The following is a 24,943-nucleotide window of genomic DNA, read 5'->3' on the forward strand; positions in this document are numbered from 1 at the left end:
ACCAGCCATGGCGCCAACAAAACCCTTGACCAACAAGACAGTCGCTCACCCGCGCCTCCGGCGCGACCTCTCCCTCAGGGAGAGGTATAACCCGCGCACTATGCGGATAAGCAGTCGCTCAAACCTCCACTCTCGATCCCGCGCGCCGTGTCCGCATCGCGTCGAGCGACCATTCTCCCGCACCGAATGCCACGAGAAGCAGGAAACCGCCTGCGATCGCGATATCCTTGTTGAAGTGAATGAATTCGCCGATATCCGCGATGTCGCGATGGAAGAGGATGGCGGTCAGAATGCAGAAGCCCGCGAGTGCCAGCGCGGCCAGTCGCGTTTGAAAACCGAAGGCGATGAGCAGCCCGCCTCCGAGCTCCGTCAGGATGACGAGGGGCAGGAGCAGCCCCGGAACGCCATAATTTTCCATGTATTGCTGCGTTCCCTCGTAAGCCTGGATCTTGTCCCAGCCTTCGATGATGAAGATGAAGGCCAGCATGAGCCTTGCCGCAAACGCGAGCGGCGCCTGAAGCCTGTTCATTTCACCATCCCTTGAGAACAGCATCTCCCGACGGCGAACCGGATCTGGTTCGCCGTAGAAAATGCGGCACACCAAAGAGAAGAGCTGATTCCACGTCAGTGGAAACCGCTCTAGTCTGCTACCGCTTCATCGCGGAGCCGTTTCGATGGCTTCCGCCAGATCGCGGTATTCCTCGCATTCCGTTCCGCACAGGGTCTGGATGACCTGAAGCTGCTCGCGCGCGAGGTCGACCTTGCCCTGAACGACATAGGCTTCGCCGAGATATTCCCGCACCTGGGCATATCGCGGATCGAGCGCGACGGACTTGAGATAATAGCCGATGCCCTCTTCGGTTCGTCCGAGCTTGCGCGTGACGTATCCGCGATAGTTCAGGGCCTTCGGCGTGTTCGGATTCTGCACCATGTCGAGCACTTCGAGCGCCTCGTCGAAACGCTCGGCCTGCGCAAGGGCATAGGCATAATCCGTCACGGCTTCGTCCGTCAGGATCTCGCTGCGGGCCTGCACGCATCGGCGGGATCTCTGGCTGTAGATCTGGCCTCGCGGACAGGTCGTCATGTTGGTGTCGCTGCTGCGTCCGCCGCTGTCGCTGCCACCCCCGGCGCTGCCGCCGCCGCTGCCGCCCGAGCTTCCGCTCTCACCTGCGGCCATGGCCGGGGTGAGCATGCACGCGGTACCGATCGACAGGACGAAGGCGCCTGCCAGCAAGCCGAGACGGTGTATTGCTTCGCTGCGATGGTTCATCATGTCCTCCTGGAAGGATGGTCCAGTCTCCAAGAACATCGAGACCCCGGGCTTTATTCCACCCGGCGGCCGGAAATTGCTTTCCCCCTACGAAATTGCCCGCATCTTTTGTGGCTCAGTTTGGCCCCACCCCGTCATTCCGGGGCGCCGCAGGCGAGCCCGGAACCCATAACCGCCGACGGTTCAGAAGAGCGCGAAACGCTTGCCGCCTCTCTGTTGCATCCTCAGCGGTTATGGGTTCCGGGCTCCGCTGCGCGGCCCCGGAATGACAGGGAAGAGGCAAACTTAAGTCACTACCCCTGCATCGGCATCGTGACGCGGGCTTTTGCCCATTTCAGGGCATTTCTGAGAACGCCGCCTCACGACCTCGCCGAAATCGTGGGAATCCGCAACGGTCAAGCTGGCATGGCGCGGCCCTTGGCGAATGCGCCGCAGCGCGTCACTTTGGCCTCAGCGTCGAATCGCACACATCTCCAAAGCAAGAACGAAGGATCCAAGCGATGGCCCAGCACCCTGCAATTGGCCCGAACCGCGTTGCCGTCATCACCGGAGCCGCAAGCGGCATCGGGCTCGCCGCCGCCAAGCGCTTCGCGGAGCTCGGGATGAAGGTCTGCCTCGCGGATCTCCCCGGCGATGCGCTCGAGCGGGCCGCCGAGGACGTGGCGCGCGTCGCCGGCAAGGCGGACAAGGTGCTTGCCGTCGCGACCGATGTCGGCCGGCCGGAGGCTGTCGAGAGCCTCAAGGAGAAGGTTTACGCCGCCTTCGGTGAGGTCGCGGTGCTGATGAACAATGCCGGCACCGAGGGCGGCGGGCAGATGTTCGGCGACCCAGGGCGCTGGCGTGCGATCCTCGACGTCAATCTCTGGGGCGTGATCAACGGCGTGAACGCCTTCGCGCCCGCCATGATCGATCAGAAGACGCCTTGCGCCATCGTCAATACCGGCTCCAAGCAGGGCATCACCACGCCGCCCGGCAACACCGCCTACAACATCTCCAAGGCCGGCGTGAAGGTGTTCACCGAGGCCCTGGCTCACGATCTGCGCAATCGTCCCGATTGCCGGGTGAGCGCGCACCTCTTCATTCCCGGCTTCGTCTATACGGGCTTCACCAAAGCCCGCGGCGTCACCGAAAAGCCGGCCGGCGCCTGGACGCCGGAGCAGACGGTCGAGTTTCTGCTAGCGTCGATGTGGAAGGGCGATTTCTACGTGCTGTGCCCGGACGGCGAGACGACACGGGAAATGGACGAGAAGCGCATCCGCTGGGCGGCGGACGACATCGTCGCGAACCGACCGCCGCTCTCGCGCTGGCATGCCGACTACAAGGATGCCTTCACGAAGATCATGGAAGGCTGACGCCTTGGACGCTTCCTCTTCGGGCTTCGACCCCGCCGCCTTCCGCCGCCATGTCGCGGCGATGCTCGATGAGCACGCGCGTGCCTTCGGCGTGCCGGCTGACAGGCATGCCATCCTGCGCCGCCAGATCGACAGCGGCGACCACATCCATTCCCGCCGTACCTTCCCAGGCCATGTGACAACCTCCGCCTTCATCCTCGACGTGCCGGGGCAGCGGATCCTGCTCATCCATCATCGCTCCCTCGGGCGCTGGCTGCAGCCGGGCGGGCATTACGAAGCGCCGGAGAGCCTTGCAGGCTCGGCCCTGCGCGAGGCTTTGGAGGAGACCGGCATGCGGGGGCTTGCGGTCGATCCCTGGCACGAGACATCCGGTCTTCCCATCGACATCGACAGCCACCGCATTCCGGCGCGGCCGGAGCGGGACGAGCCCGAGCATTGGCACCACGATATCCGCTATGTGATCCGGGCAGAGGAGGGCGATGCGCTGCTGCCGGACTTGCGGGAGGTGCATGGCGCAGAATGGCGGGCGCTTTTCGACCTCGAGAGCATCGCCCCGCAGGCGCTCGCGAATATGCGTGAGGCCGGCCTCGTGCGCCTCTAACAAAAGCGGGTGAGGCGCTTACATCATTCCTGCAATGACCCTTGCAATGATCCTCGAAGGAGGCAGGCCATGAACGATCAGGAACGCCAGGTCATCGACGACATCTTCCGGCGCCTCGAGCAGGTGGCGAACCAGCCGCGCGAGCCGGAGGCCGAGCGCTACATCGCCGAGAAGCTGCGTCGGCAGCCCTACGCGCCCTATGCCATGGCGCAGGCGGTCTTCGTTCAGGAACAGGCCCTCACCAATCTTCAGGCCGAGAACGAGCAGCTGCGCGCCGAACTCGAACAGGCGATGCATCAGCCACAGCAGGGCGGCTTCCTTTCCAGCATCTTCGGCGGCGGCGGCTCGCGCCCGCCCGGCCCGGCCTACAACGCCCCGCCCGCCCGGCAGGCTTCGCCCTGGGGCCAGCCGCACCCTTCGCAGCCGCAATACGGCGCTCCGCAGGGCGGCATGATGGGCGGCGCGCCCGGCGGTCCCTGGGGCGGGGGGGCGATGCAGCGCGGCGGCGGTGGCGGGTTCCTCGGCTCCGCACTCTCGACGGCGGCCGGCGTCGCCGGTGGCGTGATGCTCGCCAACGCCCTGAGCCATGCCTTCGGCGGCGACAACAACCCCGTGAGCCAAGCGGCGGCGGCAGCCGGTCTCGACGGCACCGATCAGGCGACTGACGCCGACAACGCGAGCATCACGGATTCACTCTATGAGAATCCCCATGAGAATCCCCCCGACGAGCAGGACCAGGATTTCGAGGACTTTTCGGATGGTGGCGATGACGGCGATTGGACGTAAGGCCGGCCTTCGTCGGCAACGGAAGCGCCCGCCTCAGGCGGGCGTTTTCAATTTCAGTGGCCGGCAGTCTTCGAGAAGAGATTGATGACGAGGACGCCTGCCAGGATGAGCGCCATGCCGATCAGGGCAGGCAGGTCCAGAGGCTGACGGTAGAGCATGAAGCCCGCGGCCGCGATCAGCACGATGCCGACGCCTGACCAGATCGCATAGGCGATGCCGATGGGAATGCTGCGCATGGTCAGCGACAGGCAGTAGAAGGCCAGTCCATAGCCGACGATCACGATCACCGACGGCCAGAAGCGTGAAAAGCCCTCGGCCGCCTTGAGCGCCGAGGTGGCGACGACCTCGCAGAGGATGGCGGTGAAGAGATAGACGTAGTTCATGACGGCACTCATCCCGAGACGCTGATGCCTTACACCAGACGTCACGCGATTCTCAAAAAGCCGATGGCCGGGGCGAGCCCGGCCATCGCGGAAGCTGAGGGTGACGCGATGTGCTGCAATCAGATCACGAGCACGGTCGTTCCGACCCGGACGCGGCTGTAGAGATCGACCACGTCGTCGTTGAGCATGCGGATGCAGCCGGAGGAGACGGCCTGTCCGATCGTGTGCGGCTCGTTGGTGCCGTGGATGCGGTAGAGCGAGGAGCCGAGATAGAGCGCACGGGCGCCGAGCGGGTTGTCCGGGCCGCCTTCCATGAAGCGCGGAAGGTCGGGGCGGCGGCGGATCATCTCGGCCGGCGGACGCCAGGACGGCCATTCGCGCTTCATCGACACGGTCTGACGCCCGCTCCACTCAAAGCCTTCGCGGCCGACGCCGATGCCGTAGCGGATCGCCCGGCCGCCATCCTGCACGAGATAGAGGAACTTGTTGTTGGTATCGACGACGACCGTGCCGGGACGTTCCGTGCCGCGATAGGCCACGATCTGGCGCTGGAACTCGGGCGAGATCGCGTAATCGATGCTGTTGTCGTAGCCGGTGCCGTAATCCTGCGGCAGGGTCGCGACGCTGCCCGTGCTGGTCACGTCGTAGGGGTAGCCGGCGACGCGCTGGCCCCGATAGGCCGGCGCGGCGGGGCGCGTCACGAGAGGATAGCTCTCGCGATAGCCGTCCTCGGCGCGAGCATAGGGATAGTCGTAGCCGGGCGCGATATAGGTATTGCCGTAGAAATTGCCGTTCCTGGCAATTGGCTGCGCGGAGGCGGCAGCAGGCAGCAAGATCGCCAGAAGCATTGCGGAGCAAGAGGTCCAAGCGCGCATTGAAGTTTCCTGTCTAGGTGTCTTGCAGAATAAACGGCAAGCGCGGCTTTTGTTTCCGCCAAGCTAGCGGAATTTATGCTCCGACTTGGAAGTGCGCTTTCCTGTCGATCCGACGAAAAGAGGGATGAAGCCCTTATGAAAGTGCGGTAAGAGCCGTGGCCTCGACGGCGCTCATCCCGGGACGCCGCTCTCATATCGTCGTGACATCATGCAATTCGGTCCCGCCCTGAGGGCGGCCGCGGGTATCGCGGTTCTGTCCATCATGGATGCGTTCATCAAGGGGATGTCCGCCCATTATCCGACCCTCCAGGTCGCCCTTCTGCGTTTCGCCTGCGGCTCGCTGGTCGTGGCCGGCGTCGTTGCGGTCCTGAGGCCCGGCTGGCCGAACCGGGAGACCATCGCCGCCAATTCGCTCCGCTCCGTGATCGCGGTCGTGACGGCGGTGAGCTTCTTCTATGCGCTCGGCCAATTGCCGCTGGCCGAAACCCTGGTTCTGTCCTTCCTGTCGCCGATGTTCATCGCCCTGTTCGGCATGCTGCTCCTGCGCGAGAAGGTCGATGCCCGGATCGTCGGCGCCATTGCCATCGGGTTCGCGGGCACGCTCGTCGTGGTGCTCGGCCAGACGGCAGATGCGGGCGCGACCCGGTCATGGGCCGGCGTCGCCGCCGCGCTGACCTCGGCGGTCACTTATGCGCTGAGCCTCGTGCTCCTGCGCCAGAGGGCCCAGCGCGACAAGTTTTTGCACATCGTCATCTTCCAGAATTTCGGGCCGTTCATCCTGGTCGCGCCGTTCGGCCTCTGGGCCTGGCAGCCCCTGGACTACTCCCACCTCACCTGGTTCCTGCTCATGGGCGTTCTCGGCGTGATCGGCCATGTGCTCATGGCGACGGCCTATGCCAAGGCCGAGGCGGCAAGGCTCGCCCCGCTCGAATACACGGCGCTGATCTGGGCGGTCCTGATCGGCTTCGGGGTGTTCAGCGAGGTCCCGACCTGGGCGACGCTCGGCGGCGGCATCCTCATCGTCGGTGCGGCGATGCTGACATCCCGGCGTTAGGCTGCCTTGCGGGCCGCCGCGTCGAAGATCATGCAGGTCTCGGTGCCATGGGCGAGAAGCTTGCCCTTGGCGTCGAAGAGCTTGCCCTCCGACGTGGCCAGCGTCCCGCCGCGATGGATGAGGGTGCCTTCGCAGGTGACCTTGCCGGTATTCGGCAGGATCGGCCGGACGAAATTGAGCTTCATCTCCACCGTCGTATAGCCCTGGCCGGCAAGGAGGGTTGTATGGACGGCGCAGGCCATGGCGCTGTCGAGGATGGCGGAGGTCCAGCCGCCATGGATGGTGCCGAGCGGGTTGAAGAAAGCCTCCGTCGGCTCGCCTTCGAAGATCACCCGGCCTTCTTCCACATGAGTCAGATAGACATTGGTCGAACGGGCGAAGGGCGGAGCCGGATGCCGGCCTTCGAGCAGGCCGCGCAGGAAGGCCAAGCCCGGCTCGGCCGTCAGAACATCCCGAGTTACGATTCCGTGCACCCGCTCAAGCATGCCGACCTCCATCTGTGTAGATGCACAGTATGCTTGGATTGGCGTCGGTGCAATGCCTTTGGCGTCGGCCCGCCGGGGATCAGTGCCGGTGATCCCGATGCGGTAAAGCGCGGCGCCTCTCGGATCGCGAATGACACCCGCGCCGTCATGCCCGGGCTTGTCCCGGGCACCCACGTCTTGGCAGCACTGCGGTTCTCGAAGACGTGGGTGGCCGCATCAAGTGCGGCCATGACGCGAGGGTGTCATCCCCGGCGGCCGCCGGGGATGACACGACCCCTCATGGCACCCTCTCCGTCATGCGACCCTCTGCTGTCACCCATCCTCTCCCGTCATCCCCATCCCCTCGCCGTCATGCCCGGACTCGTCCCGGGCACCCACGTCTTGGCAGCGTGGCGGTTCTCGAAGACGTGGGTGGCCGCACCAAGTGCGGCCATGACGGCGGAGGGACGAGGGGGCGAGGCGGCAGGACGAAGCAGGACGGGAGCGTGATGTTATGTTCTCACTTTGTTCTTGACATCATTCCCAATCTTGGCTACACCCTTGCACAAGACCTGCCTCTGACGAGGGGCGCGCTCGCGAGGCGTCGCAGTGTGGAGGCAGGCACGGTCCCATGGCAGGCCTCGCACGCCTGTCGATGGGAGGCCCAGGATGCGGGCCGGTGGTCGGAATCGGTTCAAGGCCCCCGTCGAGCAGACGGATCCCGCCTTGAACGGTCACCGGGCCGGCCTCTCCTGTCCGCCTGAAGAAGCCGTGCGCGAAGAGGCATCTCGGCTCATCGCATTTCCATCCATCATCGAGCCGGGCTGCCCGTCGCGCCACCCTCGATTACCCAAAGGCTCGGAGCCACAGGCTCCGGGCCCGACGGTGCTGGCTCTTTGATATTCACATTCATCATCCCCTACGCCGTCATGGCCGGACTTGTTGCGGCCACCCACGTCTTGAGAACCACAACGCTGCTTAAGACGTGGGTGCCCGGGACAAGCCCGGGCATGACGGCGAGGGGGCGGGGATGACGGCGCAGGGTGGGATGACGGCGAGGGGACGGGCATGATGGCGAGGGGACGGGGATGAGGGCAGAGGATGGGAATGACGGCGAGGGGACGGGGATGAGGGCAGAGGATGGGCATGACGGCGAGGGAAACGTCATCCCGGACGAAGCACAGCGAAGATCCAGGATCGCAAGACCGGAATGGCGCTGTCATCCCGGCGCAGGCCGGGATCCAGAACCGCCGACGCCGCAGAACCATGCGCGACGCGGATCGTCTCGTCCTGAGACGGCGTGGCTCCGGATCCCCGCCGCGGGGATGACAAGGTCGAGGTGCAGGCGCCTCATGATGAAGCTCGGGCCCGCTTCACGAAGGATAAGCCGCCTTCCGGAGTGCCCGCATCGCCATGCGCGCCTCCTCGGCATCCGTGCCGTTGAGCCTTGCCTCGAGCCGCTCCTGCGCCTGCCGCCAAAGCGGGATCGCCGCGTCGAGGAGCGTCTGGCCGGCCGGCGTGAGCCTGTGTCGCAGGCCGCGTCCCTTTTCAGGGATTGGCTCGATCCAGCCGTTCTGGGTGAGGATCTTCAGGTTGCGCACCAGGGTCGTCCGCTCCAGGCCCAGCCGTTCGGCGAGGATCGTCTCGGACACCGTCGCGCCATGGCCGATCGCGCCGAGAATGCCGAATTGCGGCAGCTTCAGCCCGAGAGGCCGCAGGGCGGCCTCGTAGGCCCGGCTCAGGAGGCGGGCCGTCATGCGGGCATGGAGGGCAAAACAGGTTCGGCCGATGGCTTCGAGGTCGGTCATGTAACGATCATGACCCGCCCTTAGGAGGCGTCAAGGCCAGAGCATCGGACCCAAAAGAGGACCCACTTTTGGGATCCAATCCGATGATCCCTTCTCTTGGCTGGCGCATCGTTCGGAGCGGACCCAGCGGGCCGCGCAAGCGTAAACCGGGTCCACTTTTCACTGGCGTGGTCCTTCGGGTCGCTGACGCGGCCCTCTGGGTCCGCACGATGCGCTAGGAAACCGCGCTGACGATGAGGCAGGCGTCTTGACTCGCTCCGCGGCTATGACTATCTCGCGGCCAGCGTTAGCACTCGTCATCGCACAGTGCTAACAGCCGCAAAGACCTGGATACGGCCAGAGGGGCCGTGCCAATAGTCAAAGGGGAAGTTCCATGAAGTTCCGTCCGCTGCACGACCGCGTCGTCGTCCGCCGCATCGAGGCCGAAGAGAAGACGGCCGGCGGCATCATTATCCCGGACACCGCCAAGGAAAAGCCGCAAGAGGGCGAAGTCGTCGCCGTCGGCCCCGGCGCCCGTGACGAGAACGGCAAGATTGCCGCCCTCGACGTGAAGGCCGGCGACCGCGTCCTGTTCGGCAAGTGGTCCGGCACCGAGGTGCGTATCGACGGTCAGGATCTCCTGATCATGAAGGAATCCGACATCATGGGCATCGTCGGCTGATCAGCCTTCGAGAAAAGCCCTCATCCCACGATTTTCAATTTAACTGGAGGCATAGCCCATGGCTGCCAAAGACGTTAAGTTCTCCTCCGATGCTCGCGACAAGATGCTGCGCGGCGTCGACATCCTCGCCGATGCCGTGAAGGTCACGCTGGGTCCCAAGGGCCGCAACGTGGTGATCGAGAAGTCCTTCGGCGCTCCGCGCATCACCAAGGACGGCGTCACCGTCGCCAAGGAGATCGAGCTCGCCGACAAGTTCGAGAACATGGGCGCCCAGATGGTGCGCGAAGTGGCCTCGAAGACCAACGACATCGCCGGTGACGGCACCACCACCGCGACGGTTCTGGCCCAGGCCATCGTCCGCGAGGGCGCCAAGTCGGTTGCCGCCGGCATGAACCCGATGGACCTCAAGCGCGGCATCGATCTCGCCACCGCAGAGGCCGTGAAGGACATCCAGTCCCGCGCCAAGAAGGTGAAGTCCTCCGACGAGGTCGCCCAGGTCGGCACGATTTCCGCCAACGGCGACAAGGACATCGGCGAGATGATCGCCCATGCCATGCAGAAGGTCGGCAACGAGGGTGTCATCACCGTCGAGGAAGCCAAGACCGCCGAGACCGAGCTCGACGTCGTCGAAGGCATGCAGTTCGACCGCGGCTATCTCTCGCCGTACTTCATCACCAACGCCGAGAAGATGGTGGCCGAGCTCGAGGATCCCTACATCCTCATCCACGAGAAGAAGCTCTCCTCGCTCCAGCCCATGCTGCCGATCCTCGAGGCCGTCGTTCAGACCGGCAAGCCGCTCCTCATCATCGCCGAGGACGTGGAAGGCGAGGCTCTCGCCACCCTCGTGGTCAACAAGCTGCGTGGCGGCCTCAAGATCGCTGCCGTGAAGGCTCCGGGCTTCGGCGACCGCCGCAAGGCCATGCTCGAGGACATCGCCGTCCTCACCGCCGGCCAGACGATCTCCGAAGACCTCGGCATCAAGCTCGAGACCGTGTCCCTGCCGATGCTCGGCCGCGCCAAGCGCGTCCGCATCGAGAAGGAAAACACCACGATCATCGACGGCGCCGGCCAGAAGGCCGACATCGAGGCCCGCGTTTCGCAGATCAAGGCGCAGATCGAGGAGACCACCTCGGACTACGACCGTGAGAAGCTCCAGGAGCGTCTCGCCAAGCTCGCAGGCGGCGTCGCGGTGATCCGCGTCGGCGGCGCGACCGAGGTCGAGGTGAAGGAGAAGAAGGACCGCGTCGACGACGCTCTGAACGCCACCCGCGCTGCGGTGGAAGAGGGCATCGTCCCCGGCGGCGGCACGGCTCTGCTGCGCGCCAAGGCTGCGGTTGCAAAGCTCACCACCGACAACCCGGACGTCCAGGCCGGCATCAAGATCGTGCTGCGCGCGCTCGAGGCTCCGCTCCGTCAGATCGCCGAGAACGCCGGCGTCGAAGGCTCCATCGTTGTCGGCAAGATCAACGACAACACGAAGTCCGACACCTTCGGCTTCAACGCCCAGACGGAAGAGTTCGTGGACATGCTCCAGGCCGGTATCGTCGATCCGGCGAAGGTCGTCCGCACGGCTCTGCAGGACGCGGCTTCGGTCGCAGGCCTGCTCGTCACCACCGAGGCCATGGTTGCCGAGGCTCCGAAGCGCGAGAGCGCTCCGGCGATGCCGGGCGGCGGCATGGGCGGCATGGGCGGCATGGACTTCTAAGAAGTCCAAAAAGCCTGAAAGTTAAGGGAAGCCCCGGAGAAATCCGGGGCTTTCTCGTTGCAGTCGCGGGAAGGCTCCCCTGCATAGAAAACAATCCGCCGCGATAGGCGTTCATGTGTATACGGCTAAGAATCATGCCGCTAAGCGAGGATTGGACCGTGACAGCAGGGCGATCATTCTTGTCGATGGGGCGGCGGATCCTGCCGCGCGCTTTCCTGGTTGCACAGCTTGCCCTCTCCGGTCTCGCGCTGACCGCGGCGACTGCCTATGCCGCCTCCGAACCCCGGCCGAGCTCGGCCTCGATCCGCACGCCGGATTTCGACGAGAGCGTGCAATGGTACCGGGACAATCTCGGCTTCCGATTGATCGGCAGCCAGAACCTCGTTCCCGGACGGCGGGCGATCCTGGAGCGCAGCGGCTTCCTTCTGGAGATCAACGAGACCGATCACGTCCTGCAGCCCGAACCCGACAGCACCGCCGCCGTCCAGCCGACGCGGGCGCCGGTCGTGAGCATCATCGTGCCCGACGTGGACCGGGAGGTGGCCCGCCTGCGCCGTGCCGGTGTCGACATCCTCCAACTGCCGGAGGATGAGCTCGACGGCACCTACAGGACGGCCCAGATCCAGGACAACGGGCGCCATCGGATCGAGCTGCGCGAGCCGCTCGATCCCCAGGCCGGCTTCAACTCCGGCGGACGGTGAGGCTGCGAAACAATTCTCAAGCCTGCGGGAATAGGAGGCTTCGCAGCGTGTCTTCTTGGGTGTGGTCACAAACGGCCTTAGGAGGATACCCCATGAAAGAATTGCTGCGCCCCGCCATCCTGGCTGGAGCCCTCGTTGCCGCCTCTGTCGCATTCGCCCAAGGAATGGCGCCTGCCAAGGTGGCGGACACGAGCAAGGGCAAGGCTCTCGTCGACGCCAAAGGCATGACGCTCTACACCTTCGATCGCGATGCGGGCGGCAAGTCGGCCTGCAACGGCCAATGCGCCGCGAACTGGCCCCCGCTGATGGTGGCAGCCGGCGCTGCCGCCTCCGGCGACTGGACCGTGGTCACCCGCGACGACGGCTCCAAGCAATGGGCCTACAAGGGCAAGCCGCTCTATCTCTGGGTCAAGGATACCAAGCCGGGCGAGGTCACGGGCGACGGCGTCAACAACGTCTGGCATATCGCGGCCCCGTAAATCTTGCATCGGTCTGCCGCCGGGCGTTGAATGATACGGGAAACCGAGGACTGACCTTGGACGAGATCGCCTCCCTCCTCGAACCGCAGATTCCGGCGTTGAGACGTTATGCCTGGGCGCTGCTGCGGGATGACGAGGGGGCCGACGATCTCGTCCAGGACACACTGGAACGGGCTATCGGCCGCTGGAGCCAGCGTCGCGACGGGGATTTGCGGGCCTGGCTCTTCGCCATCCAGCGCAACCTGTTTCTCAATGGCCTGCGCCAGCGCCGGTCGCGCGGCGCCCATGTGGGAGACGAGGCCCTGAACGATCTGCCGGCGCCCGGCACCAGCCCGGAAAATCATGCCAGCCTGCATGACATCCTCGTGGGCCTCGACGCCCTGCCGGAAGAGCAGCGTTCGATCCTGCTTCTCGTCGGGGTGGAGGACCTGTCCTACGAGCAGGCCGCCAAAGTGCTGGACGTTCCCATCGGCACCGTGATGTCGCGCCTGAGCCGGGCGCGGGCGCGTTTGAGGGATTTCATGGATAACGGGCGTAGCGCCGTCTTGAGGAGAGTGAAGTGACGGGCGAGCGACCCATCGGAGAGGACGATCTGCAGGCCTTCGTCGACGGCCGGCTTCCGTCCGCCCGGTTCGAGGCGATCAAGCTCTATCTGGCCGATCAGCCGGCCCTTGCCGAGCAGGTGAGCCGCGAGATCGAACAGCGCGACGCCCTGCGCGCAAGGCTGGCCTTCAAGGCGCAGGAACCCGTTCCCTCGCGCCTGCGCGTCGCCAACATTCTCGCGTCCCGGCGCCGTTCGTCCATCTTCCGTCCTGCCGCCATTGCGGCAGCCGTCGCCTGGCTCGCGATCGGCGGCGTTCTGGGCGGATTCGGGGGCGTATGGTGGGCGTCGCGGTCACGCGGGCAGGACGAGATCGCCGATGCCGCCGGCAGCGCGATCGCCGCCCACCGCATCTATGTGAGCGAGCGCCTGCATCCGGTCGAAGTGCCCGCCGATCAGGAAGCGCATCTCGTGCAATGGCTGTCGCGCCGGGTCGGCAAGCCGCTCTTCGCGCCGAACCTGAACGCTCAGGGCTATCGTCTCATCGGCGGGCGTCTCCTGCCCGCGGGCAACGAGCCGGCCGCGCTCTTCATGTACGAGGATGCCGGCGGCGGCCGCCTGACGCTTTATGCGCGCTCGGACGGGGGCGAGGAGCGGACTGCGTTCCGCTTCGAAACGCAGGAGGGCGTCTCCGCCTTCTCCTGGATCGAGAAAGGCCTGTCCTATGTGGTCTCGGCGAGGGTGGACCGCGCGCAGCTCCTTCCCATCGCCGAGACGATCTACAAGCAGTTCGAGGCTACGAGCGACCCCGCGAAGAGCCGCTCGTAGCGGTCAGGCGAAAACGGCAGGGTTGGGACCGACGCGGCCGTCCGCATCGTCGAGGCGCTCGATCACGCTCATGTCCTCCGCATCGAGCTTGAATCCGAACAAGTCGAGATTCTCGCGGATGCGCGCCGGCGTCACCGATTTCGGAATCGCGATCAGGCCCTGATCCAGATGCCAGCGGAGGATGACCTGCGCCGGCGTCCTGCCGTGCTTGCGCGCGATGGCTGCGAGCGCCTCATTGTCGAACAGCGTGCCCTGTCCGAGCGGGCTCCAGGATTCGGTCGCAATGCCGTTCGCCTTGTGGAAGGCCCGCAACTCCTTCTGCTGGAATCCGGGATGAAGCTCGATCTGGTTGACGGAGGGCGTCACGCCGGTCTCGTCGATCAGGCGCTGCAGATTCTGCACCATGAAGTTGGAGACGCCGATGGATTTCGCACGTCCCTCTTCCTTCAGCTTGATCAGAGCGCGCCAGGTGTCGCGATAGGCCTCGCTGCCGGCGACGGGCCAATGGATGAGGTAGAGATCGACATTGTCGAGCTTGAGGCGGGCAAGGCTCTCGTCGAAGGCGCGCAGCGTCTCGTCGTAGCCGTGGCGGTCGTTCCAGACCTTGGTGGTGATGAAAAGCTCGTCGCGGGAGACGGGCGCTGCCGCGATGGCCTCTCCGACGCCCTCCTCGTTGCCGTAGATGGAGGCCGTGTCGATGGAGCGGTAGCCCGCCTTGATCGCTTCGCCCACGGCACTGGCGGCTTCGTCGTTGGAAACCCGCCAGACGCCGTAGCCCAGTTGCGGCATCGCGTTGCCGTCGTTCAGGCGGATCGTGGGAATGGTCGACATAGGCTGCTCCATAGGAAGTTGCGGCAGGGCGGCCGCGCTGAGGCGGGATAAGCACATAATGATCGGAGCCGGCCCGTGCCATGCCGGAACCGGCATGGCGACCCTGCGTTGCAAGCTGAACGGCCGGCCACTCTCACATAGGAGCTCTTCTTGCACATTCCAGACGCGCGGAAGGGCACGCCCGACCCGACTCTTGACGAAGGTGAGTTCCGGAAGCGGTTTCTGCAGCAATTCCAGGATCCGGCCTTTGAGGCGCTCGGTGGTGAGCTCGAGCGCATCGCCAATGCTGCCTGGGATGCCTACAGCCATCATCGCAAGAGCCCGAAGACCCGCAAGGCCGGCCCGGGCTTCGCCGATCCCGACTACGATCTCGCCGTCGACTGGATCGCCGCGAGAGAGGCGATCGACCATGCGCAGAAGCGGCACGAGGATGCGGGCGGTCCTTCCCGCTTCCTCCTGATCTCGGCCTCGTCGCGCAGCGAGCACACCTGCCCCGGCGAGATGTCCAAGAGCTATCGCATCGTTGAAATTGCCCAGCAGGTTCTCGGCAGTGCGGAGAACACGCAGGTCGAGGTGCTCGAACTCAGCCGGCTCGCCGCGGAGTACGGGCGCCACATCCATCCCTGCAAGGCGTGCTTCTCGACCGCGGCGGCTTTGTGCCATTGGCCGTGCTCCTGCTATCCGAACTATTCGCTCGGGCAGACGAATGACTGGATGAACGAGATCTATCCGAGCTGGGTCGCGGCGCATGGCGTCATGATCGTCACGCCGGTGAACTGGTATCAGGTCACGTCGCCCCTGAAACTGATGATGGACCGGCTCGTCTGCGCGGATGGCGGCAACCCCGACCCGACTTCGACGCAGGGCAAGAAGACCGATATCGCCAAGAGGCTGGAGCTCGAGGGCTGGGATTACCCGAAGCACCTCGCCGGCCGGCTGTTCTCCGTCGTCGTGCACGGCGATACGGAGGGCGCGGAGAGCGTTCGTCGCAGCCTGTCCGATTGGCTGCGCTCCATGGATCTCGTGCCGGCCGGAACCGCCGCCGAAATCGATCGCTATATCGGCTACTGGAAGCCTTATGCCACGAGCCATGAGGAGCTCGATCAGGATCGGGCCATTCAGGACGAAGTGCGCAATGCCGCCTGGACGCTGCTTGAGGCGGTGAAGGCGAAGCGGGCTGGAAAGCTTGTGACGGCCGGCGAGAATCTGAAGGAGCCGCGGCAGAAATGACGAGGCCGGGCTTATGGCCCGGCCTCGCTCAAGGCGTTTCGAGTTTGCCTATTTCGGCGCAGACTTGATCTCGGCGTCCCACTTCTTGAGCAGTCGCGTACGCTCGGCGACGGAGCCGTATTTGGCTGTGTCGTAGTTGATCAGCTTCATCTCGGACAGCTTCGGCGCATCGGGCGAGACGGGCGCACTCTTGTTCGATGCGATCGAGTAGATCTTCAGATCGGCGCCGACGAGTTTCTGAGCGTCGGACGAGAGCGCCCAATCCACGAATTTCTGCGCCGTCTCCGTGTTCCTGCCGCCCTTCACGACCGAGATCGAGCCCGTTTCGTAGCCGGTGCCTTCGCAGGGCGCGAGGGTTTTGACCGGCGCGCCGTCGGCGATCATCGTCACCATGTCGTGCATGAAGGCGATGGCGATGCCGGTTTCGCCGAGCGCTACCGCCTTGACGGGAGCGGCGCCCGACTTGGTGTACTGATTGACGTTCCTGTGCAGGCTCTTCATGTAGTCGAAGGCCTTGTCCTCGCCCATCAGCTGGACGAGCGAGGCCAGGAACACATAGGCCGTGCCGGACGAGTTCGGATCGGAGACCTGCACCTCGTCGCGGTATTTCGGATCGAGAAGATCGGCCCAGCATTTCGGCTCGGGCAGTCCGCGGCTCTCTAGCACCTTTGTGTTGTAGCCGATGCCGAGCGCGCCGAGATAGGTGCCCGTCGCGCGGTAGTTCGCCTGCTCGGCGAAGCGCTGCACCCAGTCGTGCAACTCCGGGAGCTTGGGCGACTTGTATTCCACCGTCAGCCCTTCTTCGGCCGCCTGGATGTGGGAATCGCCCGGTCCGCCCCACCACACATCGGCGCGCGGATTGGCGGCTTCCGCCCGGATCTGCGCCAGGGTCTCGCCGGTGCTCTTGCGCACCATCGTCGCCTTGGCGCCGGTCGCCTTTTCGAAGGCGGCGACGCCGACGCGGCACTGTTCCTCGAGAATGGAGCAGTAGATGGTGATCGGCGCCTGGGCCTGCGCCGCGAACGGCGCGGCGCAAACAGCCGCCGTCAGGGCAAGGCCCATCCATGAGAGTCGCATGAGGTTTCCTCCTCGAGGTCGGCATTCATCTGCCGCCTCTTGTCGCTTCGAGACATGCGATGGGAAACTTAGCCGGCTTCTTTGTCAAGGTGCACGCCGATTGCGCAATGAAAAAGGCCGGGCATGGGCCCGGCCTTGAAGTCTGCCTTAAAACTCTTCCTCATCCTGAGGAGCGGCGAAGCCGCGTCTCGAAGGAGGGTCCAGTAGACACTGGAGACGCCCTCGTCCTTCGAGACGGACCTGACGGTCCTCCTCAGGATGAGGGCTTCCTGTCGAGCCAGCGGGAACCGCCGGCTCTTACCAACTCGTCAGCACCGAACCCTTGAACTTCTCCTCGATGAACGCCTTCACCTCGGGGGTGTGATAGGACTCGACGAGGGCCTTCACCCACGGCTTGTTCTTGTCCTCGCTGCGCACCGCGATGAGGTTCACGTAGGGACCCTTCGGGTTCTCGCGGGCGATCGGATCCTTCACCGGATCGAGGCCGCCCGAGGTTGCGTAATTGGTGTTGATGACCGAAGCGTCCACGTCCTCGAGCACGCGCGGTCCTTGCGCGGCTTCGATCTCGACGAATTTCAGCTTCTTCGGATTGTCGGTGATATCGAGCGGCGTCGGCTTGTAGCCCGTGCCGTCCTTCAGCTTGATCAGGCCCTTGTCCTGCAGGAGGATGAGCGCGCGGCCGCCGTTGGTCGGATCGTTCGGGATCGAGATCGTGGCGCCGTTCGGCAGCGCATCGAGGCTCTTGTGCTTCTTCGAATAGATGCCGATCGGGAAGTTCACGGTGAGTCCGACGCTTTCGATCTTGAAGCCGCGGTCGGCGACCTGGTTGTCGAGATAGGGCTGGTTCTGGAACGAATTCGCCTCGATGTCGCCGCCCGCAAGCGCGGTGTTCGGCACCACGTAGTCGGAGAACTCGACGATCTTGATGTCGAGGCCCTTCTTGGCGGCGATCGGCTTCACGGCTTCGAGGATCTGCGCATGCGGGCCGGGCGTCGCGCCGATGCGGATGGTCTGCGTCTGCTGTGCGAGAGCGGGAAAGGCGGCGAGAGAGAGGATGGCGGCAAGGCCGAGTTTCTTCAGGGACATTCTTGTTACTCCTTGTGCAGTCTTTTTCTTCGATGGTCAGGCGTGGCGGATGCGCTTGTTGAGATGGCGTGCGAGGCGGTCGCCGATGGTCTGCACGGCCTGAACGAGGACGATCAGCACGACCACGACGGCGAGCATCATGTCGGGCATGAAGCGCTGGTAGCCGTAGCGGATGCCGAGATCGCCCAAGCCCCCGCCGCCGACCGCGCCGACCATGGCCGAGAAGCCGAGGAGCGACACGACGGCGAGCGTGAGGCCGAGCACGATGCCGGGCAGGGCTTCCGGGATCAGCACCTTGCGCACGATCTGGAGCGGCGTGGCGCCGAAGGCGCGCGCGGCTTCGATCAGGCCCTGGTCCACTTCACGGATCGCACCTTCGATGAGGCGGGCGATGAAGGGCGTTGCCGCAATCGTCAGCGGCACGATGGCCGCATTGGTGCCGATGGACGTGCCGGCGATCAGACGCGTGAAGGGAATGATCGCGACCACGAGGATGATGAAGGGCGTCGAGCGGGTGGCGTTGACGATCACGCCGATGACGCGGTTGACCCACGGCGCGGCGAACAGCTCGCCCTTGCCGGAGGTCGCGAGAAACACGCCGAGCGGCAGGCCGAAGGCGGTGGCGATCAGCGCTGCCACGGCAACCATGTAAAGCGTTTCGCCGGTGGAATTGGCGATGAGGTTGATCATCTCAGGCGACATGGCCGAGAACCTCCGTATCGAGACCGTGCTTGTTCAGGAAATCGAGGGTGGTGCCGAGGACCTGCTCCGGCACGCCGACCACGAGAGTGCCGAAGGGGCGGCCGGCGATCTCGTCCACCGAGCCGGAGAGGATGTTCGTCTCGATGTTGAGATCGCGTGCGAGCCGCGCGAGAACCGGATCGGTCGCGTGCGGGCCGCGGAAGCCGATGCGGATCACGGCCTGGCTGCCGGGCGTCGCCTCGGGCGTCAGCCTGTTCTGCACGTAGGGCGGCAGAGCACGGCCGGATTCGTCGGCGAGGAAGGACCGGGTGACCTCGTGCTGCGGCCGGGTGAACACCTCGAACACGTCGCCCTGCTCGACGATCCGCCCACCCTCGATCACCGCGACCTCGCGGGCGATGTTGCGGATCACCGCCATCTCGTGGGTGATCAGCAGGATGGTCAGCCCGAGCTCGTGGTTGATGCGCGCGAGCAGATCGAGGATCGAGCGGGTGGTCTCCGGGTCGAGGGCCGAGGTGGCCTCGTCGGAGAGAAGAACCTTGGGCTTGGTGGCGAGCGCGCGGGCGATGCCGACGCGCTGCTTCTGGCCGCCGGAGAGTTCGGAGGGATAGCGGTTGCGCTTGTCGGTGAGGCCGACGAGGGCGAGAAGCTCCTCGACCCGCGCCTTGATCTCGGCCTTGTCGTAGCCAGCCACCTCGAGCGGAAGGGCGATGTTCTGGGCCGCCGTGCGCGAGGAGAGCAGGTTGAAGTGCTGGAAGATCATGCCGATGGAGCGGCGGGCGTGACGAAGGGCCGCTTCGGGAAGCGCCGCGATGTCGGAGCCGTCCACGATCACCTTGCCGGCGGTGGGCTTTTCCAGGCCGTTGACGAGGCGGATCAGGGTCGACTTGCCCGCGCCCGAGCGCCCGATCACGCCCAGGATCGAGCCCTGCGGCACGGCGAGGCTGACCTCCTGCAGCGCGGTCACGGGCTGGCCGTCACGGCCGGGAAAGGTCTTCGAGACCTTCTCCAGGCGCACGATGGACTCCGCCGGCACAAGGCGCTGGGCGTGCTGGTCGCCGAGATATCCGAGATGGGCGTTCATGAGGTCGCCTTTTCAGTGACGTCGGGATGTCGATATGACACATGAAACATCCCGTTCTCTAAGTCAACCTTTTCGTTCGTTAAACAAAACAATCTGTTTTGCCGAACGCGAGAGGCCATTTAGCGGCCTGTTGCTCTCCTCACAAGACTGCTATCGCTTCGAAAGGAGAGAAGTTCCTCCTTTCTTTCGCCACAAGAGCGCATGATCCGGCTGTTCCAGGTTTCCATGAGCCCGGGCCGGATCTCGGCAGGAGTTATGAATGATCAAGGCGAGCATCGCGCTGGCACTCGTAGGTTTGTGCGTCCTCATCGCCTCCGTGTCGGATGCGGTCCAGGTGCCTTTCTACCTGCCTCTCTCCACCCTGGCCCTCGCCGGGCTCGTGTTCCTCGCAAGGGACATCCCCAAATTCCTGAGGATCTTCGTCGTGATGCTGTCGGCGACGCATCTCGTGCTTGTGGCGCTCATCCTCGGGGCGGTCACGGGCGCCATCACGGGCGACTATACCGGCTACGTTCCGCCGCCCTCGGCCGCGCTCGGCGCAACGGCCTTCGGGGCGATCATCTACGGGCTCTCCTTCGTTCCCGTCGTGCGGACCATCTGCCGAATCGCCGATCTCTACCTGACGTCCGAGGCCGACAGCATCATCCGCATTCCCTTCATCGGTCTCGTGCGGGCGCGAGAGGGGACGATCGGCACCTGGATGATCGGCATCCTTATCGCGATCAACCTCGTTCAGGTCGCGCTCAACGTCCGTCTCAGCTTCTTCTCGCGCGATATGTTCAATGCGCTTGAAGCGAAGGACGCCGCTGCCTTCTGGTATCAGCTCTTCCTCATCTTCACGCCTCTCGCGGCCGTGTTCGTGGCGATGGCGCTGACCGAGGTGCTGCTGCAGAACGTGCTCACCATCCGCTGGCGCGCCTTTCTCAACACCTATTACCTGCGCGAGTGGCTCGGCGACGGAACCCATTACCGGATGCAGATCATGGGAAGGGGCGCGGACAATCCGGACCAGCGTATTTCGGAAGACCTGCGCAAATTCGTCGAGAGCACCTATTCCCTCTCCGTCGGCCTGATGAACCAGGCCGCGACCCTCGTCTCCTTCGTGGCGATCCTCTGGACCATCTCGGCCGGCTTCACCTTCCCGGGAACGAGCTGGGAGGTGCCGGGCCTGCTGGTCTGGGTCTGCGCGGGCTATGCCATTCTCGGCACGTGGGTCACGCACCTCATCGGCCGGCCCCTGATCGCCCTGAACTTCGAGCAGGAGAAGGTGGAGGCGAACTACCGCTTCTCGCTGGCGCGCCTGCGCGAATACACCGAGCAGGTGGCGCTTCTCGGCGGCGAGCGGGCCGAGCGCGAGAGCCTCGGACGTCGGTTCGGACAGGTCGTCGACAATTACATGCGGATCGTGTTCCGCCTCATCAAGCTCAACACCTTCACCTCGGCCTATTTCCAGGCCAACGTGGTGGTGCCCTACATCCTGACAGCTCCTTATTACTTCATCGGCAAGATCTCGCTCGGCCAGATGCAGCAGGTGGTCGGTGCGTTCAGCCGCGTGGAATCGGCGCTCACCTATTTCATCACGATCTACACGACGCTGGCCGACTACAAGGCCGTGCTCGACCGTCTCACCACCTTCGAGGGCGCCATCGCATCGGCCCAGCGCGTCGGCGGCGAGAGCAAGCTCCTGGTCGAGCCGAAGGCGGGCCGGGAACTGCGCCTGGAGGATCTGGACGTGCGCCTGCCCGACGGCAGCGCCCTGATGCATACGGAAGAGCTGGCCTTCCGTCCGGGCGAGCGGACCCTCATGACCGGGCCGTCGGGGTCGGGCAAGTCGACTCTCTTCCGCGCCATCGCGGGCATCTGGCCCTTCGGCGAGGGGCAGATCCTCGTGCCCGAGGGGCAGAGCATGATGCTCCTGCCGCAGCGCCCGTATATCCCCATCGGCACCTTGCGCGATGCGGTGACCTATCCGGGCAAGGTCGATGCCTACACGGATGCCGAGATGGCGGAGGCTTTGCGCAATGCCAAGCTCCCGCAGATCGCGGATCGGCTCGACGAGGAGCGCAACTGGGCGCAGACCCTCTCCCTCGGCGAGCAGCAGCGCCTCGCGGTCGCCCGCGCACTCCTGACCAAGCCCGACTGGCTGTTCCTCGACGAGGCGACGGCGGCGCTCGACGAACCGACCGAGGCGGATATCTACCGCATCATCAAGGACGAGCTCCCCGGCACCACCGTGGTCTCCATCGGCCACCGCTCGACGCTGACCGCCTATCATGACCGGCGCATCGACATGAAGAAGACGGAAGGCGGCCTCTCGACGCCCGTCGACATGCGCGAGCCGGAGCCTGCGGAGTAGGACACCCTCCCATCCCACGTCATCACCGGCACAAGGCCGGCCATGACGTGAGAGGGCGTCATTCCCGGCAGCCGCAGGCCGGGAGTGGCACTGAGAAAAAACAAGAAAGGCCGGCGTCGAGCCGGCCTTTTCCGTATCTACACAGCCGAGGCTTACAGCGAGCGCTCGAGACGCAGCTCGCCGCCGTTCTGGGTCTGGATGATCAGGTTGCGGCCCTGGATGTCCCATTTCGCCGAAGAGCGGAGCGCCACGAGAAAGGCCTGCTCGATCGCCATGACGGTCTTGTCGCAGCTCCGCTTCGTCAGTGCGAAGGGGCCGACCGCCAATCCCTGCTCGCGCAGGGGATAGGCCGCTGTGGCATAGGTGTTGCAGCCGGAGAAACCCGTGGCCCGCAGCTGGTCGTCGAGCTTGAAGCTCGGGCGCTCGCCGGTGAAGGGCTTGCCGTTCAGGCTCACGGCCACCCAGGAGGAGCCGAGGGGGAAGATCTTGCCGTTCTGGCCGGGCTGCGGAACCTTGGGGTCGACCTGACGGGTCGGGCCAGCCGGGCGGCCGAGCGTTGTCGCGGCCGATTGGGCGTACGCTCCGGAAGCGGCAGCCAGGGCCGCGAGAAATGTCGCAAGTCGGAGCGCGTTCATCGGAACCTCATCATCGGAAAAACGCCCGGACCATAAGGGGCCTTGCGCATTCAGGCAACGCCCAAGGTGACGTTGTCTTGTCTCTTTAAGTGTTGGACCACACGAAACCTGAAACCTTCGTGAAAGCGACGCAAGGATCAGCCGATCCGCCGCAGGAGCCGCTCCGTCAGCGCGTTCGTTGGACGGAACAGGTAATCGAAAGCGCGGACGGAAATCTCCTGCGCGCCGATCCCCTGCAGCGTCGCCACGATCTCGAACACCTTGGCGCTCCGGCAATGGAGCACGACCTCGCGGCCGAGCGCATGGCCGTAGGGCAGCGTGGCGCCATGGTCTCGCACCAGCGACTGGAGGGCGGAAGCCCGCGCCGGATCGAGGGCGGCACGCACCTCGCGGCTCGTGCGGGCCTCTTCCTCGGCGGCGATGCGCGTCAGCACGGCGGTGGCGGCAGCCTTGGCCCGGTCGGTCCAGGGGGCACGGGCGGAGGCGACGATATTGGCCTCTGAGCGCAGCATGATGCCGTCGTCGAGGATTTTTAGGGCATTGGCGGCGAGCGTAGCGCCCGTCGTGGTGATGTCGACGATCAGCTCCGCGGAGCCCGCGCCCGGCGCGCCCTCGGTGGCGCCCAGGCTCTCGACGATGCGGTAATCCGAGACGCCCTTCTCGGCGAAGAAGCGGCGGGTCAGGTTCACGTATTTCGTCGCAACGCGCATCTTGGTGCCGTGGCGGGCGCGAAGATCGGCTGCGACCTCATCGAGATCGGCCATACTCCGCACGTCGATCCAGGCCTGCGGCACGGCGACGACGACGTTGGCGTTGCCGAAGCCGAGCGGGGTCAGTATTTCCACCGCCTCGTCGGCATCGGCGATCTGCTCGCGGATCAGGTCCTCGCCGGTGATGCCGAGATGAGCGGTTCCCGAGGCCAGCTGGCTCACGATCTCGGAGGCCGACAGGAAGGCGACTTCGACATCAGGCACACCGGCGAGCGTGCCGCGATAGTCGCGGGCGCCGCGGGACTGGGTGAAGACGAGGCCGGCGCGGGCGAAGAACGCGGCCGCGTTCTCCTGCAGGCGCCCCTTGGAGGGTACGGCCAGGATGAGAGGGGAATCGGTCATCAGGGCCTCCCCACGATGCGGTCGAGCCAGAAGGAACAGCCCACCGCCGGGATCGGGGCCTCTGCGCCGAGATGTTCGAGCAGGCGGTCGTAGCGGCCGCCGCCCACCACAGGCTTTCCGTCGCCCCGGCGCGGATCCTGCACCTCGAAGATGAAGCCCGTGTAGTAGTCGAGATTGCGGGCGAAGGTGGCGGAGAAGGAGAAGCTGCCAACGTCGAGCCCGCGCGCAGCCATGAAGCCGGTTCGCTCCTCGAAGGCGCTGAGAGCGCCGTTGAGCTCGATACTTGCATCCTTCGCGAGGGTTCGCACGGCATGGGCCGCGTGATCAGGATCGCCTGCGATGGTGAGGTAGCGCTCCAGAATCTGCCGCGCTTCGTCGGGCAGGCCGGTGCGGTTCGCGGCCCGGGCCAGGAAGCGCTCGGCGATCTCGCCTGCGCTGCGCCCGCCGACGCGGGCGATGCCTGCGATCGAAAGGATGTCCTCCACGAAAGCCTTGGCCGCCTGAGGCGCCTGGCCCTCGATGGCGGCAAGCAGGCCGGCATGCTCCTGGGCCCCGGGTGCTTCCTGCTCGACGAGGCTTGCGAGCCCCTGTCCCGAGACGATGGCGCGGATCACGCGCCGTTTGGCGGCGGGCGCGATCCCGAGGGCGTCGATCAGGGCATGGAGAAGGCTCATGTCGCCGAGCTTCACGACCGGCGCAGGGCCGCCGAGCTGCTTCAGGCCGTCGAGCGCGAGGGCGAGGATCTCGGCATCCACCGCCGAGACGTCGAGGCGCCCGATGGATTCCAGGCCAGCCTGGAGAAACTCGCCGCTCTCACCTGCGCGCATGCGGAAGACCGGGCCGCCATAGGAATAGCCGGACGGCTGCGCGCCGTGGCGTTCGAGATGCTGGAGGCAGACGGGGATCGTGTATTCGGGCCTGAGGCAAAGCTCGGAGCCTGCCGCATCCTGCGTCACGAACATGCGCCGCCGGATATCCTCGCCCGAGAGGTCGATGAACACGTCCGCCGGCTGAAGCACCGGCGGCTCGATCCGCGCATAGCCCTCGCGCTCGAACAGCGCGATCAGCGCAACAATGGCATCCGTCTCCGTCACTGGCCTCGCCCAATCCTTATGCTGGCATGCTCTCTAGCAATGCTCAGGCAGGATGGCGATTGTTTTCGACGGGAAGGGTGAACAGGGGAGTTTCCAATGACCTCATCACTCTCCCCTGACTTGATTCGGGGATCGGTGCCGGTGATCTCGATTGGAAAAGCGTCGAGCCTCATCAAAGCGAGATGGCCGGGACAAGCCCGGCCATGACGTCGAAAACGGCTTAAGGAC

Annotated in this window: 26 protein-coding genes; 12 read left to right on the forward strand and 14 right to left on the reverse strand. The window is 65.2% G+C overall.

The annotated features are described in order from the left end of the window. Nucleotides 1-118: 118 nt before the first annotated feature. Nucleotides 119-529 carry a DoxX family protein gene (locus tag JKL46_RS21305; RefSeq protein WP_201837106.1) on the reverse strand — a complete coding sequence of 137 codons (411 nt, stop codon included), beginning with the start codon at nt 527-529 and terminating at the stop codon, nt 119-121. Nucleotides 530-655: 126 nt separating this feature from the next. Further along, nucleotides 656-1,177: a tetratricopeptide repeat protein gene (locus JKL46_RS21310; protein WP_425493289.1), complete on the reverse strand. Its 522-nt coding sequence runs from the start codon at nt 1,175-1,177 to the stop codon at nt 656-658. Between the two features lie 593 nt (nt 1,178-1,770). Between JKL46_RS21310 and JKL46_RS21315 the strand changes: the two genes are divergently transcribed. The 3 genes from JKL46_RS21315 to JKL46_RS21325 all read left to right on the forward strand — a co-directional run bounded on the left by JKL46_RS21315 (nt 1,771) and on the right by JKL46_RS21325 (nt 4,009). Beyond that, nucleotides 1,771-2,622 (forward strand): SDR family NAD(P)-dependent oxidoreductase, encoded by an 852-nt coding sequence (locus JKL46_RS21315; RefSeq protein WP_201837110.1) that lies wholly within the window; start codon nt 1,771-1,773, stop codon nt 2,620-2,622. Nucleotides 2,623-2,626: 4 nt separating this feature from the next. Further along, nucleotides 2,627-3,223 carry an NUDIX hydrolase gene (locus JKL46_RS21320; protein WP_201837112.1) on the forward strand — a complete coding sequence of 199 codons (597 nt, stop codon included), beginning with the start codon at nt 2,627-2,629 and terminating at the stop codon, nt 3,221-3,223. A gap of 69 nt (nt 3,224-3,292) precedes the next feature. After that, nucleotides 3,293-4,009, forward strand: coding sequence for a DUF2076 domain-containing protein (locus JKL46_RS21325; RefSeq protein WP_201837114.1), 717 nt, complete (start codon nt 3,293-3,295; stop codon nt 4,007-4,009). A 53-nt stretch (nt 4,010-4,062) separates the two neighbouring features. Here the strand turns inward: JKL46_RS21325 and JKL46_RS21330 are convergent, their stop codons facing one another. Together JKL46_RS21330 and JKL46_RS21335 are read right to left on the reverse strand one after the other, a co-directional pair. Continuing rightward, complete coding sequence (locus tag JKL46_RS21330; protein WP_201837116.1) at nt 4,063-4,392, reverse strand: DMT family transporter; 330 nt, start codon at nt 4,390-4,392, stop codon at nt 4,063-4,065. Between the two features lie 119 nt (nt 4,393-4,511). Then, on the reverse strand, nt 4,512-5,267 hold the full coding sequence (locus JKL46_RS21335; RefSeq protein WP_246529441.1) for a L,D-transpeptidase: 756 nt from the start codon (nt 5,265-5,267) through the stop codon (nt 4,512-4,514). Nucleotides 5,268-5,475: 208 nt separating this feature from the next. Between JKL46_RS21335 and JKL46_RS21340 the strand changes: the two genes are divergently transcribed. Next, nucleotides 5,476-6,321 (forward strand): DMT family transporter, encoded by an 846-nt coding sequence (locus JKL46_RS21340; protein WP_201837118.1) that lies wholly within the window; start codon nt 5,476-5,478, stop codon nt 6,319-6,321. Here the strand turns inward: JKL46_RS21340 and JKL46_RS21345 are convergent. Together JKL46_RS21345 and JKL46_RS21350 are read right to left on the reverse strand one after the other, a co-directional pair. Continuing rightward, complete coding sequence (locus JKL46_RS21345; protein ID WP_246529442.1) at nt 6,318-6,806, reverse strand: PaaI family thioesterase; 489 nt, start codon at nt 6,804-6,806, stop codon at nt 6,318-6,320. The genes JKL46_RS21340 and JKL46_RS21345 overlap by 4 nt on opposite strands. Nucleotides 6,807-8,158: 1,352 nt before the next feature. Continuing rightward, nucleotides 8,159-8,593, reverse strand: a complete 435-nt coding sequence (locus tag JKL46_RS21350) for a MarR family winged helix-turn-helix transcriptional regulator (protein ID WP_201837120.1) — start codon at nt 8,591-8,593, stop codon at nt 8,159-8,161. Between the two features lie 373 nt (nt 8,594-8,966). Between JKL46_RS21350 and groES the strand changes: the two genes are divergently transcribed. From groES to JKL46_RS21380, 6 genes are all read left to right on the forward strand, one after another. After that, nucleotides 8,967-9,254 (forward strand): co-chaperone GroES, encoded by a 288-nt coding sequence (gene groES / locus JKL46_RS21355; protein WP_201837122.1) that lies wholly within the window; start codon nt 8,967-8,969, stop codon nt 9,252-9,254. 58 nt (nt 9,255-9,312) lie between these two features. Then, the gene (gene groL, locus JKL46_RS21360) at nt 9,313-10,959 is read left to right on the forward strand and encodes a chaperonin GroEL (RefSeq protein ID WP_201837124.1); all 1,647 of its coding nucleotides are present in this window, start codon (nt 9,313-9,315) and stop codon (nt 10,957-10,959) included. Between the two features lie 158 nt (nt 10,960-11,117). After that, nucleotides 11,118-11,660: a VOC family protein gene (locus JKL46_RS21365; RefSeq protein WP_201837126.1), complete on the forward strand. Its 543-nt coding sequence runs from the start codon at nt 11,118-11,120 to the stop codon at nt 11,658-11,660. Nucleotides 11,661-11,752: 92 nt separating this feature from the next. Continuing rightward, complete coding sequence (locus tag JKL46_RS21370) at nt 11,753-12,139, forward strand: COG4315 family predicted lipoprotein (RefSeq protein WP_201837128.1); 387 nt, start codon at nt 11,753-11,755, stop codon at nt 12,137-12,139. 56 nt (nt 12,140-12,195) lie between these two features. Further along, entirely contained in the window at nt 12,196-12,702 is a 507-nt protein-coding gene (locus JKL46_RS21375) for a sigma-70 family RNA polymerase sigma factor (RefSeq protein ID WP_201837130.1), read from the forward strand. After that, a complete protein-coding gene (locus JKL46_RS21380; RefSeq protein ID WP_201837132.1) occupies nt 12,699-13,508 on the forward strand; it encodes an anti-sigma factor in 810 nt (269 codons plus the stop codon). The genes JKL46_RS21375 and JKL46_RS21380 overlap by 4 nt, the downstream gene beginning before the upstream one ends. Nucleotides 13,509-13,511: 3 nt before the next feature. Here JKL46_RS21380 and JKL46_RS21385 read toward each other — a convergent pair whose 3' ends face one another. Next, nucleotides 13,512-14,339: an aldo/keto reductase gene (locus JKL46_RS21385; protein ID WP_201837134.1), complete on the reverse strand. Its 828-nt coding sequence runs from the start codon at nt 14,337-14,339 to the stop codon at nt 13,512-13,514. A gap of 150 nt (nt 14,340-14,489) precedes the next feature. On the opposite strand from JKL46_RS21385, the gene JKL46_RS21390 reads away from it, so the two are divergent. Continuing rightward, nucleotides 14,490-15,569 (forward strand): flavodoxin family protein, encoded by a 1,080-nt coding sequence (locus JKL46_RS21390; protein WP_201837136.1) that lies wholly within the window; start codon nt 14,490-14,492, stop codon nt 15,567-15,569. A 48-nt stretch (nt 15,570-15,617) separates the two neighbouring features. On the opposite strand, the gene JKL46_RS21395 is transcribed toward JKL46_RS21390, so the two are convergent. The 4 genes from JKL46_RS21395 to JKL46_RS21410 form a co-directional block, all read right to left on the reverse strand. Then, nucleotides 15,618-16,646, reverse strand: a complete 1,029-nt coding sequence (locus JKL46_RS21395; RefSeq protein WP_201837138.1) for an ABC transporter substrate-binding protein — start codon at nt 16,644-16,646, stop codon at nt 15,618-15,620. A gap of 297 nt (nt 16,647-16,943) precedes the next feature. After that, on the reverse strand, nt 16,944-17,732 hold the full coding sequence (locus JKL46_RS21400; RefSeq protein ID WP_201837140.1) for a MetQ/NlpA family ABC transporter substrate-binding protein: 789 nt from the start codon (nt 17,730-17,732) through the stop codon (nt 16,944-16,946). 36 nt (nt 17,733-17,768) lie between these two features. Further along, the gene (locus JKL46_RS21405) at nt 17,769-18,434 is read right to left on the reverse strand and encodes a methionine ABC transporter permease (protein ID WP_201837142.1); all 666 of its coding nucleotides are present in this window, start codon (nt 18,432-18,434) and stop codon (nt 17,769-17,771) included. Then, complete coding sequence (locus JKL46_RS21410; RefSeq protein WP_201837144.1) at nt 18,424-19,518, reverse strand: methionine ABC transporter ATP-binding protein; 1,095 nt, start codon at nt 19,516-19,518, stop codon at nt 18,424-18,426. The genes JKL46_RS21405 and JKL46_RS21410 overlap by 11 nt, the downstream gene beginning before the upstream one ends. Before the next feature lie 259 nt (nt 19,519-19,777). Here JKL46_RS21410 and JKL46_RS21415 point away from each other — a divergent pair, with 259 nt between their 5' ends. After that, on the forward strand, nt 19,778-21,874 hold the full coding sequence (locus tag JKL46_RS21415) for an ABC transporter ATP-binding protein/permease (protein ID WP_201837146.1): 2,097 nt from the start codon (nt 19,778-19,780) through the stop codon (nt 21,872-21,874). Nucleotides 21,875-22,026: 152 nt separating this feature from the next. Here the strand turns inward: JKL46_RS21415 and JKL46_RS21420 are convergent, their stop codons facing one another. The 3 genes from JKL46_RS21420 to JKL46_RS21430 form a co-directional block, all read right to left on the reverse strand. Continuing rightward, nucleotides 22,027-22,509: an META domain-containing protein gene (locus tag JKL46_RS21420; RefSeq protein ID WP_201837148.1), complete on the reverse strand. Its 483-nt coding sequence runs from the start codon at nt 22,507-22,509 to the stop codon at nt 22,027-22,029. A gap of 137 nt (nt 22,510-22,646) precedes the next feature. Then, nucleotides 22,647-23,621 carry an ATP phosphoribosyltransferase gene (gene hisG / locus JKL46_RS21425; protein WP_201837150.1) on the reverse strand — a complete coding sequence of 325 codons (975 nt, stop codon included), beginning with the start codon at nt 23,619-23,621 and terminating at the stop codon, nt 22,647-22,649. Continuing rightward, nucleotides 23,621-24,715 (reverse strand): ATP phosphoribosyltransferase regulatory subunit, encoded by a 1,095-nt coding sequence (locus tag JKL46_RS21430; RefSeq protein ID WP_201837152.1) that lies wholly within the window; start codon nt 24,713-24,715, stop codon nt 23,621-23,623. Before JKL46_RS21430 ends, hisG begins: the two co-directional genes overlap by 1 nt. Between the last annotated feature and the right edge of the window lie 228 nt (nt 24,716-24,943).

It is taken from the genome of Microvirga zambiensis WSM3693, assembly GCF_016735695.1.
Classification (GTDB): domain Bacteria; phylum Pseudomonadota; class Alphaproteobacteria; order Rhizobiales; family Beijerinckiaceae; genus Microvirga; species Microvirga zambiensis.